This is a genomic window from Promicromonospora vindobonensis (assembly GCF_042685865.1).
Classification (GTDB): Bacteria; Actinomycetota; Actinomycetes; order Actinomycetales; family Cellulomonadaceae; genus Promicromonospora; species Promicromonospora vindobonensis.
Genome location: NZ_JBHUOG010000001.1, coordinates 1,555,090 through 1,568,983, shown reverse-complemented (window position 1 = coordinate 1,568,983; position 13,894 = coordinate 1,555,090). Strand labels below are relative to the sequence as shown.

General features: G+C 71.8%; 15 protein-coding genes. 11 read left to right on the top strand and 4 right to left on the bottom strand.

Annotation, left to right across the window (positions count from 1 at the left end; all coding sequences use genetic code 11):
- Positions 1 to 64: 64 nt before the first annotated feature.
- The 4 genes from ACFS27_RS07085 (at position 65) to ACFS27_RS07070 (ending at position 4,454) form a co-directional block, all read left to right on the top strand.
- Positions 65 to 1,309 carry an AI-2E family transporter gene (locus ACFS27_RS07085; RefSeq protein WP_377181368.1) on the top strand — a complete coding sequence of 415 codons (1,245 nt, stop codon included), beginning with the start codon at positions 65 to 67 and terminating at the stop codon, positions 1,307 to 1,309.
- A gap of 29 nt (positions 1,310 to 1,338) precedes the next feature.
- Positions 1,339 to 2,598, top strand: coding sequence for a threonine ammonia-lyase (gene ilvA, locus ACFS27_RS07080; protein WP_377183637.1), 1,260 nt, complete (start codon positions 1,339 to 1,341; stop codon positions 2,596 to 2,598).
- A 108-nt stretch (positions 2,599 to 2,706) separates the two neighbouring features.
- Positions 2,707 to 3,060 (top strand): YciI family protein, encoded by a 354-nt coding sequence (locus ACFS27_RS07075; RefSeq protein WP_377181366.1) that lies wholly within the window; start codon positions 2,707 to 2,709, stop codon positions 3,058 to 3,060.
- Positions 3,057 to 4,454: an RNA polymerase sigma factor gene (locus ACFS27_RS07070; RefSeq protein WP_377181364.1), complete on the top strand. Its 1,398-nt coding sequence runs from the start codon at positions 3,057 to 3,059 to the stop codon at positions 4,452 to 4,454. Before ACFS27_RS07075 ends, ACFS27_RS07070 begins: the two co-directional genes overlap by 4 nt.
- Positions 4,455 to 4,574: 120 nt before the next feature.
- On the opposite strand, the gene greA is transcribed toward ACFS27_RS07070, so the two are convergent.
- On the bottom strand, positions 4,575 to 5,057 hold the full coding sequence (gene greA / locus ACFS27_RS07065) for a transcription elongation factor GreA (protein WP_377181362.1): 483 nt from the start codon (positions 5,055 to 5,057) through the stop codon (positions 4,575 to 4,577).
- Positions 5,058 to 5,261: 204 nt separating this feature from the next.
- Positions 5,262 to 5,774, bottom strand: coding sequence for a DUF4307 domain-containing protein (locus ACFS27_RS07060; RefSeq protein WP_377181360.1), 513 nt, complete (start codon positions 5,772 to 5,774; stop codon positions 5,262 to 5,264).
- Between the two features lie 142 nt (positions 5,775 to 5,916).
- Between ACFS27_RS07060 and mca the strand changes: the two genes are divergently transcribed.
- From mca to ACFS27_RS07040, 4 genes are all read left to right on the top strand, one after another.
- Positions 5,917 to 6,804, top strand: a complete 888-nt coding sequence (gene mca / locus ACFS27_RS07055; protein ID WP_377183635.1) for a mycothiol conjugate amidase Mca — start codon at positions 5,917 to 5,919, stop codon at positions 6,802 to 6,804.
- Positions 6,801 to 7,166 carry a hypothetical protein gene (locus ACFS27_RS07050; RefSeq protein WP_377181358.1) on the top strand — a complete coding sequence of 122 codons (366 nt, stop codon included), beginning with the start codon at positions 6,801 to 6,803 and terminating at the stop codon, positions 7,164 to 7,166. The genes mca and ACFS27_RS07050 overlap by 4 nt, the downstream gene beginning before the upstream one ends.
- Positions 7,159 to 7,995: a carbon-nitrogen hydrolase family protein gene (locus tag ACFS27_RS07045; protein ID WP_377181356.1), complete on the top strand. Its 837-nt coding sequence runs from the start codon at positions 7,159 to 7,161 to the stop codon at positions 7,993 to 7,995. Before ACFS27_RS07050 ends, ACFS27_RS07045 begins: the two co-directional genes overlap by 8 nt.
- 84 nt (positions 7,996 to 8,079) lie before the next feature.
- Positions 8,080 to 9,168, top strand: coding sequence for a nucleoside hydrolase (locus tag ACFS27_RS07040; protein WP_377181354.1), 1,089 nt, complete (start codon positions 8,080 to 8,082; stop codon positions 9,166 to 9,168).
- 75 nt (positions 9,169 to 9,243) lie between these two features.
- Here the strand turns inward: ACFS27_RS07040 and trhA are convergent, their stop codons facing one another.
- Positions 9,244 to 10,035 carry a PAQR family membrane homeostasis protein TrhA gene (gene trhA, locus ACFS27_RS07035; RefSeq protein ID WP_377181352.1) on the bottom strand — a complete coding sequence of 264 codons (792 nt, stop codon included), beginning with the start codon at positions 10,033 to 10,035 and terminating at the stop codon, positions 9,244 to 9,246.
- A gap of 299 nt (positions 10,036 to 10,334) precedes the next feature.
- Here trhA and ACFS27_RS07030 point away from each other — a divergent pair, with 299 nt between their 5' ends.
- Together ACFS27_RS07030 and ACFS27_RS07025 are read left to right on the top strand one after the other, a co-directional pair.
- The gene (locus ACFS27_RS07030; protein ID WP_377181350.1) at positions 10,335 to 11,096 is read left to right on the top strand and encodes an isoprenyl transferase; all 762 of its coding nucleotides are present in this window, start codon (positions 10,335 to 10,337) and stop codon (positions 11,094 to 11,096) included.
- Positions 11,097 to 11,230: 134 nt separating this feature from the next.
- The gene (locus ACFS27_RS07025; protein WP_377181348.1) at positions 11,231 to 11,698 is read left to right on the top strand and encodes a MarR family winged helix-turn-helix transcriptional regulator; all 468 of its coding nucleotides are present in this window, start codon (positions 11,231 to 11,233) and stop codon (positions 11,696 to 11,698) included.
- Between the two features lie 77 nt (positions 11,699 to 11,775).
- Here ACFS27_RS07025 and ACFS27_RS07020 read toward each other — a convergent pair whose 3' ends face one another.
- A complete protein-coding gene (locus tag ACFS27_RS07020; protein WP_377181345.1) occupies positions 11,776 to 12,675 on the bottom strand; it encodes a LysR family transcriptional regulator in 900 nt (299 codons plus the stop codon).
- Positions 12,676 to 12,761: 86 nt separating this feature from the next.
- On the opposite strand from ACFS27_RS07020, the gene ald reads away from it, so the two are divergent.
- Positions 12,762 to 13,880, top strand: coding sequence for an alanine dehydrogenase (gene ald / locus ACFS27_RS07015; RefSeq protein WP_377181343.1), 1,119 nt, complete (start codon positions 12,762 to 12,764; stop codon positions 13,878 to 13,880).
- The last annotated feature ends 14 nt before the right edge of the window (positions 13,881 to 13,894 follow it).

Below are 13,894 nucleotides of genomic sequence, written 5' to 3'. Positions count from 1 at the left end.
GGCCACCAGGGCGTCAGTGTGCTCCCCTAGGGTGTTATCCGTGTCGCAGACCGAGGAGACCAGCGTGACGTCAACCCAGACCACCGCGCCGCCCACCGACGAGTCCGGCGCCGTCCCGCCAGCCATCCGGGCGGCCGCATCCTGGTCGTGGCGCATGCTCCTTATCGGCGCGTTCATCGCCGCGGCGCTGTGGCTCCTGACGCTGCTGAAGACGATTGTCATCCCGGTGGCGGTGGCCCTGCTGCTCACGATCATGCTGACCCCGGTCCGCCGGCTGCTGAACGAGCGGCTGCGCCTCCCACGCGGGCTCTCCGCCGGCCTCTCGCTGGTCGGCCTGATCCTGGTGGTCGCCGGTCTGATCACCCTGGCGGGGCAGTCCATCGCCAACGGGTTCGCCGACCTGCAGACCCAGGCCGTCAGCGGTTTCAACGAGCTGTGGACGCAGCTCTCGGTGCAGTTCGGGCTCGAGGGCCAGCTGCAGAGCTACAGCCAGGACATCCTCGACCAGCTCGAGGCACAGCAGGGCGCCATCGTGAGCGGGGCCCTCGGGGCGGCAGCCACCGCGGGCAGCGTGCTCATCGGGGCGCTGATCGCGCTGTTCTGCACGTTCTTCTTCCTGCACGACCCGCGGGGCATCTGGGGCTGGATCGTCGGCCTGCTGCCGCAGTCTTCCCGTGAGCGGGTCAACCAGGCGGGCCGGCGCGGCGCCGTCACGCTCGCCGCCTACACCCGGACGCAGATCCTCGTGGCTGCCGTTGACGCGGTCGGCATCGGGATCGGCGCGGTGTTCTTCGTCCCGACGCTCGCCCTGCCGATCAGCATCCTGGTGTTCGTCGGTTCGTTCGTGCCGGTCGTCGGAGCCATCGTCACCGGCGCCATCGCGGTGGTCGTGGTGCTCGTCTCGAACGGCTGGGTAGCCGCTCTCATCATGCTCGGCGTGGTGCTGCTGGTGCAGCAGGTCGAGTCGCACGCGCTGCAGCCGTTCCTCATGGGCCAGGCGGTCTCTCTGCACCCGGTCGCCGTGATCCTCGCAGTGGCCGCCGGTTCCTACGCGGCCGGCATCGTCGGCGCGCTGTTCGCCGTGCCGCTCGCGGCCGTGCTGAACACCGTGATCCTTTACCTCAACGGGCACGACAAGTTCCCGGAGCTCGGCGACGAGGACGCGCTGCCGATCCGGTGGCGCGCGGCCGACGCACCACCGATCCCGCTCCGGCTGCGCCGTGCGCCCGGCGTGGTGGCCGAGACGGCCCTCACGGACGTCGGCGTCGACGAGGGCCGCGACGCGCCGGAGGGCGACGAGAGGCGCTGAACGTGCATCTGGGGGCGCAGTCGGGCAACATGCCCGCTGTGCCCTTGGATCCGTTCGACCTGGAGTCCTACGGCGGCCACCTCACGGTGACCGCCGACGACGCCCGCGCCGCCGCCGACCTGCTCGACGGTGTCATCACGCGGACACCGATCACCGAGAGCCGTGCGCTCTCCACGATTGCCGGTACAAAGGTGCTGCTCAAGTGCGAGAACTTGCAGCGCGCCGGCTCGTTCAAGGTGCGCGGCGCGTACGTGCGGCTCGCCCGCCTGTCGCCCGCCGAACGGGAACGAGGCATCGTGGCGGCCTCCGCGGGCAACCACGCGCAGGGCGTAGCGGTCGCCGCGGGAATGCTCGGCATCGACACGGTCGTCTACATGCCGGTCGATGCCGCGCTGCCCAAGGTCGCGGCGACCCGCGGATACGGCGCGGAGGTGCGGATGGTGGGCTCGTCCGTCGACGAGGCGCTCGCAGCGGCCCGCGTCGAGTCGGCCCGCTCCGGCCGGGTACTCATCCACCCGTTCGACCACGTGGACGTCGTGGCGGGCCAGGGCACCGTCGCCCTGGAGATCCTGGAACAGGTGCCCGACGTCGCCACCGTCGTCGTGCCGCTGGGTGGTGGCGGGCTCGTGGCAGGGATCGCCGCAGTGCTGGCCGAGGCCGCACCGCACGTGAAGGTGGTCGGCGTGCAGGCGGCGTCCGCGGCCGCCTACCCGGGTTCGCTGAAGGCGGGCAAGCCGTTGGCGGGCACGCTCGGCTCCACCATGGCCGACGGCATCGCCGTAGGGCTGCCGGGCGACGTGCCGTTCGGGATCGTGCAGAAAGAGGGCGTCGAGGTCCGGACCGTCACCGAGGACCAGCTCTCGCGCGCGCTGCTCGCCGTGCTGGAGCGCTCCAAGCTGATGGTCGAGCCCGCCGGTGCTGCTGGTGTCGCAGGCATCATGGCCGCAGGGCCCGGAGCGTTCAAAGGGCCGGTCGTCGCGGTCCTGTCCGGCGGCAACATCGACCCGCTGGTGCTGCTCCGTGTGGTGCAGCACGGTCTGGTGGCGGCCGGCCGGTACCTGAAGCTGCAGGTACGGCTGATGGACAAGCCGGGAGCCCTCGCGCGGCTGGTGGAGACGATCGCCGCGGCAGGCGCCAACATCGTGGCCGTCGACCACACGCGCACCGACGTCTCGCTCGCCGTGTCGGAGGTGCGGGTCAACCTGCAGCTCGAGACCAAGGGCACAGAGCACCGGGGCGCCGTCGTGGAACGGCTGCAGTCCGAGGGCTACGAGGTCGTCGCGAACTGAGTGTCGTGCGGGTGTCGTGCACGTGCCCTCCCGTTCGTCGTCCAGATGACGCGGCCGCTCCGGTCGCGGGACCATGACACCGGGGACCTCCCCGGAAGGGAGCACACCATGCGCTATCTCATGCTCGTCCTCGACACGCCCGACGCCCCGGCCGAGCCGGCCGACGTGCCCGACATCGAGTCCTGGGTGCGGGACACCTACGGCTCGGGTCGCGCGGTCATGGGCGACCGCCTGCGCCCACCGGCAGACGCAGTGGGCGTCCAGGTCCGCACCGGCGAGGTGGTCGTCACCGACGGCCCGTTCACCGAGACCAAAGAGGTGATCGCGGGCTTCGACGTCCTCGAGGCCCCCGACCTGGACGAGGCCATCCGGATCGCCGCAGCCCACCCGATGGCGTACACCGGCGCCATCGAGCTGCGCCCGTTCTGGCCGCTCGACCTCGACAGCGACGCCGGGGCGTGACCGACGTCGGGCAGGCCGTCACGGCGGCCTTCCGCGACGAGTGGGGCCGCGTGCTCGCGGCAGTGGCTCGCAGCACCGGCGACCTCGATCTCGCGGAGGACTGCACCCAGGAGGCGTTCGCGGTCGCGCTGCGCACCTGGGAGCGGGACGGCGTGCCCGCACGCCCCGGCGCCTGGCTCACCACCACGGCGCGCAACCGTGCGGTGGACCGGTTGCGGCGACGCACGGTCGAGGCGGAGAAGGTCGCGGTGTCGGCGCGGCTCACCGAGCGCCTCGGCACGGCCGTGAGCGACCCGGCGGCCGAGGCGGCGGACGCCGTCGACGGTGCCGTGGCCGACGGCGCCGGCTGGGCCTCCGTGGAGCCGGAGGACCCCGACGGCGACCTGCTTCGCCTCGTCTTCGCCTGCTGCCACCCCGCGCTGCCACCGGGCGGTCGCGTGGCACTCACCCTCCGGTCGCTCACCGGCATGACGACGGCGCAGGTCGCCCGGGCCTTCCTCGTGCCGGAGACGACGATGGCCCAGCGGCTGACCCGGGCCAAGCGCAAGATCCGCAGCACCGGCATCGCGTTCCGGGTGCCACCGCCGGAGCTGCTGCACGAGCGCGTATCGGCCGTGCTGGCCGTGCTGTACGTCCTCTTCACCGAGGGCTACGACGCGTGGGCGGAGCCGGCGGACGACGTCGCAGGGGCCGAGGCCCGGCGCGCCCTGGCGGACGACGCGCTCCGCGTAGCCCGGCTCGTCGCGCGGCTGCTGCCCGACGAGCCGGAGGCGCGCGGGCTGCTCGCCCTGCTGCTGCTCCAGCACGCGCGCCGGCAGGCCCGGCTGGATGCCGGGGCGGAGGAGGCGGTGCCACGCACGCTCGAGGAGCAGGACCGGTCGCTCTGGCAGCACGACGAGATCGCCGAGGGGCTGACGGTGCTCGACGACGCGCTCGCCGCGCGGCGTCCCGGGCCGTACCAGGTGCAGGCGGCGATCGCGGCCCTGCACGCGCGGGCAGTGTCGGCGGACCGGACGGACTGGGCCGAGATCGAGGCCCTCTACGCCGTCCTGGTGAGCATGACGCGCTCGCCGGTGGTGGCTCTCAACCGGGCGGTGGCGGTCGGGATGTCCAGGGGCCCCGAGGCAGGTCTGGTCGAGCTCGACGAGGTGGCGTCGGCCCCCGAGCTGGCGGCCTACCACCTGCTCCCGGCGATGCGCGCGGACCTGTTGCGGCGCGCGGGACGTCCGGTCGAGGCGGCGGCGGAGTACCGGAGGGCGCTCGGCCTCGTGGACCGGGAGGGGGACCGGCGGTTCCTGGCACGGCGGCTCGCCGACCTGGCGCCCGTGCACGAGTCAGGACACGCCGACGGGCCTGCCGGACGTTCAGCTCACCGAGGTGATCCGAGCGTCTGACAGACCCGTCGGTTCTGCGCTGCGGCGGGGCTCAGGCTCTATGGACAAGGGCCGAGCCTGCGGTTCCGCTTCGGGTGAGTGCCTCGTTCCTCGGCCCGCACCCTGCACCTCACCTACGGCTCAGCCCTGGAAGGGCTTCGCCCCCGTGATCTCCACCGGGATGTCGCGCCCGTTGGGCGCCTGGTAGCTCGTCTTCGCGCCGATCGACTTGCCGTCGATAGCGGCGCCGAGCGGCGACGTCGGCGAGTAGACGTCGAGCTCCGTGGAACCCGCCATCTCGCGCGAGCCGAACAGGAAGCTCATCTCGTCGCCGGCGACCACGGCCGTCACGACCATGCCCGGCTCGACCTTGCCGTCGTCCGCGGGAGTACCGACCTGGACGTTACGGAGCTTCTCGGTGAGCTCAAGGATCCGTGCCTCGTTCTTTCCCTGCTCCTCGCGCGCGGCGTGATACCCGCCGTTCTCCTTGAGGTCGCCCTCGTCGCGGGCAGCCGCGATGCGCTCGGTGATCTCCGCCCGATAGGGGCCGGAGAGATGCTCCAGCTCAGCCTTGAGCTTGTCGTGCGCCTCCTGGGTGAGCCAGGTGACAGAAGCGTCGGCCACGGGGGCTCTCCTTTCGTCGTTGCTCGATCGAGCCACAGTTACGGCCGCGCGCAAAACCCGACCGACGGAGCGGATCGGGCACGCGCGTCAGCCGGTCAACACAGCGTGTGAAACGACCAGAATACCAATCCCTGGGAAAGACATGCCGAAACTGTCCCGGGTTCCGCTCTGAGCGGACGGTGTACTAATTTCGACGGTGTGCTGTCAGCGCACGTCGCAGCTGTCGACGACGCCGGTGGTCGCGAGCTCCGTCGTGGCGATGGTCACCGTGTGCCGCGTGGTGCGCGCGGAGTCGGGGCCCACCTCGACGTCGACGGCGCCCACCTCCGCGTAGCTCTTGCTCAGCGCGGTCACCGTGCACACGGCCTCGGTACCCGGTGGCATGCTCACGTCGAACGTCACGTCGACGGCCTCGGCGCTCGTCACGGAGAACCCGACGTCGGTGAAGGTCACGGGGTCGCGCTGGGTGTCGACGATCGTGAACCATGCGGCGAGGGCCACACCGGCGGCCAGCGCGAGGGCGACCGCGATCCGGGCCCCCACCGACAGCTTGGGCCGTGGGCGGACGCCGTCGGACTCGTCCCACGGGTCCGTCCCGCCAGGCAGCGCCGCTGCCTGCGGCGATCCAGGCTTGGTCCGGCCGTAACGCTCGGCGAGGCTTGGAGCCTGCGCCGGCGGCGTGGCGCCGGTCGGTGCGACGGGTTCTGGGTCGGTCATCACGGCTCGCTTGGATCGAGGTGTCAGTGGTTCGTAGCAAGATTGTCCCTGGACCATCATGGTCCATGTGAGTGATTGTCCCAGTACTCATCCCACACAGGAGGACCCAGTGTCCGTACCCGAGCGTGAGCCGCTCCGTCTGATGGCGGTGCACGCGCACCCGGACGACGAGTCGAGCAAGGGAGCCGCTACCACGGCCCGCTATGCCGCAGAGGGGGTGGAGGTCCTCATCGTGACGTGCACAGGGGGCGAGCGGGGCGACGTGCTGAACCCGACGTTCGAGGTGCCCGAGGGGCACGAGTTCGAGTCGATCGAGGGCCGCCGCGCGGTGCGTCAGCTGGAGATGGCTGAGGCCGCCGCCGCGATGGGCGTCCGTCACCAGTGGCTGGGCTTCGTGGACTCCGGCCTGCCGGAGGGCGACCCCCTGCCCCCGCTGCCAGAAGGCTGCTTCGCGCTGGTCCCCCTGGAGGAGGCCGCCGCACCCCTGGTGCAGGCCGTGCGAGAGTTCCGGCCGCACGTGATCACCACGTACGACCCGTCGGGCGGCTACCCGCACCCGGACCACATCAAGTGCCACGAGGTGTCCTACGAGGCGTTCGCCGCTGCCGGCGACCCTGACCGCTACCCGGGCACGGGCGAGCCGTGGGAACCGCTCAAGCTCTACTACAACCACGGCTTCTCGATGAAGCGCATCCGCGCCGTGCACGAGGCCATGGAGGGCGCGGGGCTCGAGTCACCGTTCGGCGACTGGGTCGAGTCGCGGGACGCGCGCGAGATCCCGGAGCGCCAGGTGACCACGCTGGTCCCCGTCGCCGACTACTTCCCGAACCGGGACGCCGCGCTGCGGGCCCACGCCTCGCAGATCGACCCGACCGGCTTCTTCTTCGCGGTGCCGCGGGACCTCGAGATCGACGTGTGGCCCTGGGACGAGTACGAGCTCGCGGAGTCCCGCGTGCCTCTGCCCGAGCGCGCAGCGGGCGAGTTCGAGGAGGACCTGTTCGAGGGCGTCCGGTCGGAGGTCCCCGCATGAGCCCCCTGGTCGCCGGCGCGCTGGCCCTCGCGACGGACCCGTCACCGAACCCCACGGAGGGCACGCTCCGTCCGGGCCTGGAGGAGTGGCAGGTCTCACCAGGGCTCATCGGCTTCGTCGTCACCTTCGCGCTGGCGCTCGCGTGCGTCGCCCTGTTCCTGAACCTGAGCAAGCACCTGCGCAGGGCAGGCCACAACGCCCGCGAGCAGGGCCTCCCGGTCCCCGAGCCGGAGGTCATCACCTTCCGCCGCGCGGAGAACGACACCGCGCCCGGCTCCGAGGCCTCCGGCACGTCCGACGCGAGCACCTCACCGTCCGATACGGGCAGCTCGTCCAGCAGCAGTGGCGGGTCAGGTGACTGACCTGGCAGCGCCGGGTACTCCCGCCGGCGTCGTGCGCGTGACGGTCGCCCAGGTGGCCGTCACCACCGACCACGCGGCCAACCGCCAGACCGTCGTCGACGCCTTCGAGGTGGCAGAGCGCGCCGAGGCCCGCCTCCTGGTGCTGCCGGAGTACTCCTCCGCGTACGACCCGCGAGGCGTGGGACCGGAGCACGCCGAGCCGCTCGACGGCCCGTTCGTGTCGCTCCTGCGCGCCAGGGCGAGCGAGCACGGGGTCGCCGTGATCGCAGGCGTCACCCTGCCGGGCTCCGACGGGGTCCGCGCGGTGAACGCGCTCGTCGTGGTCGACTGTGCCGGCGAGATCGCCGGCGTCTATCGCAAGGTCCACCTGTACGACGCGTTCGGATACCAGGAGTCGGACCGGCTCGAACCAGGCCCCGCCGACGCCGAGCCGGTCACGCTCCGGCTGGGCGGTCTCACCTTCGGGGTGCTGACCTGCTACGACCTCCGGTTCCCCGAGTCGGCCCGCCGGCTGGTCGACGCCGGAGCGGACGTGCTGGTGTACCCGGCCGCCTGGGTCGCCGGCCCGCTCAAGGCCGACCACTGGCACACGCTGCTCCGGGCGCGGGCGATCGAGAACACCGCTGCGGTGCTCGGCGTCGGGATGACGGGCGAGGGGGTCACCGGGCGCTCGCTCCTCGCGGGACCGGACGGTGTCGTCGAGCTGGAGATGGGCGAGGAGCAGGCCTACCGCACCGTCGACCTGGACCCTGCCCCGCTCGCCGCGGTCCGCAAGACCAACCCGTCGCTCGCGAACCGCCGCTACACCGTGGTTCCCGCCGAGGCGTGACCGCTTCGGGCAGCGGCGAATGTCGTTCCCACACGCCTGTCCGGCACGCACGATGACTCCGACCGGCAGCGGAAGGAGAACGCCATGGTGGGCGTCCGGAAACTCTCGTCGAGCATGCGGGTACTCACGTCGGCCGTGCTCGCTCTGGGCCTGGCGGGCACCACGGTGACGGCGGCCTCCGCCGTCGGGCCGCCGGGCGGGCAACCGGACCGCGGCCCCGTCCCCGTGGTCTACGACTCCGACCTGGACTTCGACGACGCAGCGACGCTGCTGTACCTCTGCCAGGCCGACAAGCGCGGGCTGGTCGACCTGCGTGCCGTCACCGTGGTGAACAACGGGGTGGGCACGCCGGGGCGGTCGTTGACGCACGCCCGGACGATCCTGACGGAGTGCGGCCTGCCGGACGTGCCGGTCGCCGATGGATCGGCGGAGTGGGTCAACGAGCCGCCGCCCGAGGCGCGGGAGCTGTTCGAGGAGGTACTGAGCGGAGCCCTTGGCGACGCGGAGGTGCCGGACCGGCCGGGGGAGGTGTCGGCGGCCGAGCTCATCGCGACCAGCGTCCGCGCGTCGCGCACCCCGGTGACCGTGCTGACCACGGGGCCGCTGAGCAACCTTTCGGCGGCGCTGGACCGGATGAGCCGGCGGACGGTCAGCGACCACCTGGGTCGTGTGGTCGTCATGGGCGGGGCGTTCGACGTCGGCGGCAACCTGTTCGGCTCGACCACCGAGGGGTTCGACAACACCCAGGAGGTCAACATGTGGATCGACCCCGCTGCGGCCGACCACGTGTTCGCGACGGTGCCACGTGCGCGGGTGCGCATCGTCGCGCTGGATGCCACCAACCACGCGCCGATCACGCCCGCCTACGTGGAGCGGCTGGGTGCCGAGGCGGTGACGTACGAGGCGCGGACGGTGCACGCCATCGTGACGCAGCCGGGCCTGCCCGAGCTGATCGACCTGGGCATCATGTACTGGTGGGACACCCTTGCGGCCGTGTCGCTCGTGACCGGGCAGGGTGTGGACTACCGGGTGCGCCCGGTCGACGTCGTGCTGGAGGGGCCCTCGGCGGGCCGCACCCTCGAGACGTCCGGAGGGACGCCCCAGCAGGTGAGCAGCACGGGCGACGGCGCGCTGTTCGAGGACCTGTTCGTCGCGGGGCTCAACGGGGAGTGACAGCGGGCGGGCGGCGACGGCCGCGGGACGGACCGGGCGCGGCCTGGGGCGACCAGTCAGCGCCCGCAGGCCCGGTCAGACCGCGAGGTTGGCCAGGTAGATCGCGACCAGGTGGCACAGGAACCCGATCACCGTGAGCACGTGGAAGATCTCGTGGAAGCCGAACCACGCCGGGCTCGGGTCGGGCTTCTTGGTGGCGTAGACGATCGCGCCGATCGTGTAGGCGAGGCCGCCCGCCAGGATGAGCCAGACGACCGCAGGGCCGCCGGTGGCCCAGAACTGGCCCATGTAGGCGACGGCGACCCAGCCGAGCGCGAGGTAGACCGGCACGTAGACCCAGCGGGGCGCGTTCAGCCAGAAGACGCGGGCCAGCAGCCCGAGCAGCGCGCCGCTCCAGACCAGCCAGAGCAGCACCGTCCCCTGGCCGCGGGGCAGGAGCAGGACCGCGAGCGGCGTGTAGGTCCCCGCGATGATCAGAAAGATGTTCGTGTGGTCGAGACGCCGGAGCACGGCGTCGGCCCGGGGCGACCAGTTGCCGCGGTGGTACACGGCGGACACGCCGAACAGGAGACAGGCGCTCAGGCCGAACACCGACGCGGAGACCTTGCCCGGCACGGTGGGGGCGAGCACGACCAGCACGATGCTCGCCACGAGGGCCAACGGGAATGTGCCCGCGTGGATCCAGCCGCGTAGCCGGGGCTTGACCTTCCGCTCGACCTTCTCGACGGTGTCGGACACCGAGGCGGAGAGGTCCTGCACGACGTCGGTGGCCTTGTCGCGGGCCTCGCCGTGCCCGCCGGTGGACTTCTGTGCCGCCTCGTCCGAGCGGCCGGCCGAGTCGTCCGGCCCGTCCGTGTGAGCTCGCACGCTGCTCTCCTCTGCGTTCGGCATCCGGCGCCCTCCTGGTGCTGGGACGCAACCTACGGTTGCGTAACTTACTCTAGCGTAGGTTGCGCGTTCGTCCGCTGGACAAGGGCCTTGTGAAGATCCTGCGCCGGGTTGGCGGGAGTCGCCCGCCGGGCGCCCGGAGAGGGCCCTGGTGCGCGGAAACCCCCGGATTCGGGGAGTACCTTTGTCCACGTCCTGCCGGGTACTCGACCCAGCGCAAGTGCTGCCGTGCGGACCGCGCCTCGCGGCTCCCACTGGCCCGACCCACTGAGGTATCCGTGCGCCTGCCCAGCCCGTTGTACCGCCTCTACGAGCGACGCCTTGCGTCAGCCCTGCACGGCGCGACGCTGCCCCGGCACATCGGTGTGATGCTCGACGGCAACCGCCGCTGGGCGCGCTCGTTCGGCGAGACCGCGGCGACGGGTCACCGCCGGGGCGCCGACAAGATCACCGAGTTCCTGGGCTGGGCCGAGTCGCTGGGCATCGAGGTCGTCACGCTGTGGATGTTGTCGACGGACAACCTGAGCCGGTCGGCCGGCGAGCTGAGCAACCTCCTCGACATCATCGAGGACGCCGTGTCGGACCTCGCCGAGTCCGGGCGCTGGCGGCTGCGTGTCATCGGTCGGCTCGACCTGCTCCCGGCACGGCTGGCCGGCGCGCTACGCTCGGCGGCGGACCGGACGGCGGGCGTCAAAGGGCTACAGGTCAACGTCGCCATCGGGTACGGCGGCCGGACGGAGATCGCTGACGCCGTCCGCTCCTACCTGACCGAGCGCGCGAAGCACGGCGCGACGCTCGCCGACCTCGCCGAGTCGATCGACGTCGAGCACATCGCCGAGCACCTGTACACCAAGGGGCAGCCCGACCCGGAGCTCGTCATCCGGACCTCCGGCGAGCAGCGCATCGGCGGGTTCCTCATGTGGCAGAGCCAGCACACCGAGTTCTACTTCTGCGAGGCGTACTGGCCGGCGTTCCGGCGCGTCGACTTCCTGCGTGCGCTGCGCGACTTCTCGCTCCGGGAGCGCCGTCTCGGGCGGTGACGCCGTGTCGGCGGTGGGGTCAGGACGCCTTCGTAGCGGATATTCGACATGGTGAAATTCGCCACCACACGCGCAGGTAGGTGAGTGAAAGTTCAGTCGGGTAGCGTGCCGTGGATGACGAGGAGGGCGCGCCGATGACTGAGCGACGGGTGCCGTCGGCTCGCGAGGCGGCCGAAGCATGGGAGTCGCTTTTTCGCGCCCAGGTGACCGTGATGCGTCGGCTCCTGGCGGACGACATCTGGGGCGACCTGAGCATGCGGGAGTACGACGTGCTGTTCACGCTCTCCCTCGCGCCGGGGGAGACGCTGCGGCTGCGCGAACTTAACGAGAACATCCTGATGGCCCAGTCCTCGTTGTCGCGCATGGTCGAGCGGCTCGAGAAGCGCGGCCTGGTGCGCAGGCACCCTGCGCCGGACGACGGTCGAGGCGTTCTGGTGAGCCTCACCGAGGAGGGCACGGCCACCCAGAAGGAGCTCGGCCGGCGACACGTGCGGTCGATCGCGCACTACGTGACACCCGCGATGGACGCGGAGGACCTGCAGCGGCTGCGCGAGCTGGCGGAGGCGCTGCGGACGGCCCAGTCGGACATCGAGAACTTCTGACCTCGGTCGGTCCGCACCGGCCCTCACGACCCGTCTCTACCCGAGCACAACCCGGCTGACCTGCGAAGACATCGGGTTCAGGCTGAGCGTGCCTGGTGGCGCAGCGCGTCCACCACCACCCGCACGGCCGCCCGGTCCATCGTGGTGCGGCGCGCGATGAGGTGGATGTCGCGGCGGGGCGGGTCGATGAGGTCGAGCGTGCGCACGGCGTACCGGTCGTGGACGGCGAGCAACGGCAGCAGCGTGACCGACAGGCCTGCCTCGACGTGGCCCAGCAGCGTCCCGTGGCTCTCGAACCGGGCAACCGTCCGTGGCGTGAAGCCGGCGCGGCGGCAGAGCCGTTCGGCGAGGTCGGCCAGGTGGGCGCCGGGGTGCTCGAACGCCCAGGGCTCGTCCGCGAGGGTGGCCAGGTCGACGCGTCCGGTGCGCTCGGCGGCCGCCGTCTCGCGCGCCGTCACGAGCACCACGCGGTCGCCCGTCAGGGGGAGGCGCGTGAGGTCGGCGTCGGGCGGGACGGGGGCGTCCGGGAAGTCCGCGCAGACCGCGATGTCCACCTCGCCTCGCTGCAGCGCAGGGCGGCTGACCAGGGGTTCTGCCTCGGTGAGCTCCACCTGGATGCGGGGGTGCTCCTGGGCGAGGGCGGCGACCGCCGGCACGATGATGCCGTGGAACGCGCTGGTGAACCCGGCCAGCCGCACGACCCCGGTGGCCTCGGAGTGCAGGCCGGCGAGATCGGCCTCCGCGGCCGCGATCCGGTCGAGGATGTCGGACGCGTGTCCGGCGAGCGTGACACCGGAGGGGGTCAGCCGGATGCGGCGGCCCACCCGCTCGAAGAGCTGCGCCTTCGCCTCGGTCTCCAGCGTGGCGAGCTGCTGGGACACGCTCGACGGGCTCATGTGGGCCGCCTCGGCCACGGCGCGCACCGTGCCGAGCAGGTGCAGCTGGTGCAGGAGGCGGAGTCGCCAGGGGTTGAGCATGTACCCATCTTTGTGCAGAAGTGCCGAACATTCTATTCGGGAATGGCGCCTGGACCCGTACACGCCAACGTGATTACCGTCACCTTATGAACGTCGGCGTACCTGCGGAGATCAAGAACAACGAGAACCGGGTCGCGCTCACGCCTGCCGGCGCCCACGAGCTGGCCCGTCGCGGCCACGTCGTGCTGGTGCAGACCGGCGCCGGGCAGGGTTCCGGCTTCGACGACGACGCGTACCGCCTCGCCGGTGCGCGCATCGCCGACACGGGAGAGGAGGTCTGGGCCTCGGCCGAGCTGCTGATCAAGGTCAAGGAGCCGATCGAGCCCGAGTACGCACTGATGCGGCCTGACCTGACCCTCTTCACCTACCTCCACCTCGCGGCGTCGGCACCGTGCACCGAGGCGCTGCTCGCGGCGGGCACCACCGCCATCGCGTACGAGACGGTCCAGCTCGCGGACCGCTCCCTCCCGCTGCTCAGCCCCATGAGCGAGGTCGCAGGGCGACTGTCCGCGCAGGTCGGCGCCTACCACCTCATGCGGCCCCAGGGCGGTGCCGGGGTGCTGATGGGCGGGGTGCCCGGCACGCCGAAAGCCAAGGTGGTCGTGATCGGCGGCGGCGTGGCAGGTGAGCACGCGGCGGCCAACGCGCTGGGCATGGGCGCCGACGTCACCATCCTGGACGTCTCCATCCCCAGGCTGCGTCAGCTCGAGGTGCGGTTCGGCGGCGCGGTCAGCACCCGCGCGTCGACGGCGTACGAGGTGGCGGACCAGGTGGGCTCCGCCGACCTGGTCATCGGGTCGGTCCTGATCCCCGGCGCCGCAGCCCCCAAGCTCGTCACCGACTCCATGGTCAAGGCGATGAAGCCGGGCGCACTGCTCGTGGACATCGCCATCGACCAGGGCGGCTGCTTCGAGCACTCGCACCCCACCACGCACGACGACGCGACCTACGCGGTGCACGACACCCACTACTACTGCGTGGCGAACATGCCCGGTGCCGTGCCGGTGACCGCGACGAGGGCGCTGACCGCCGCGACGTTGCCGTACGTCGCCGCGATCGCGGAGCGGGGCTGGCGGGATGCGCTGCGCGCCGACGCGGCGCTCGCGCACGGCCTGAGCACGCACGCCGGGCGCATCACCAGCGTCGCCGTCGCGGAGGCGTTCGGGGCGGACGCCGTTCCAGTGGCCGAAATCCTGGCCGCCTGACGCCTCCGACCGCC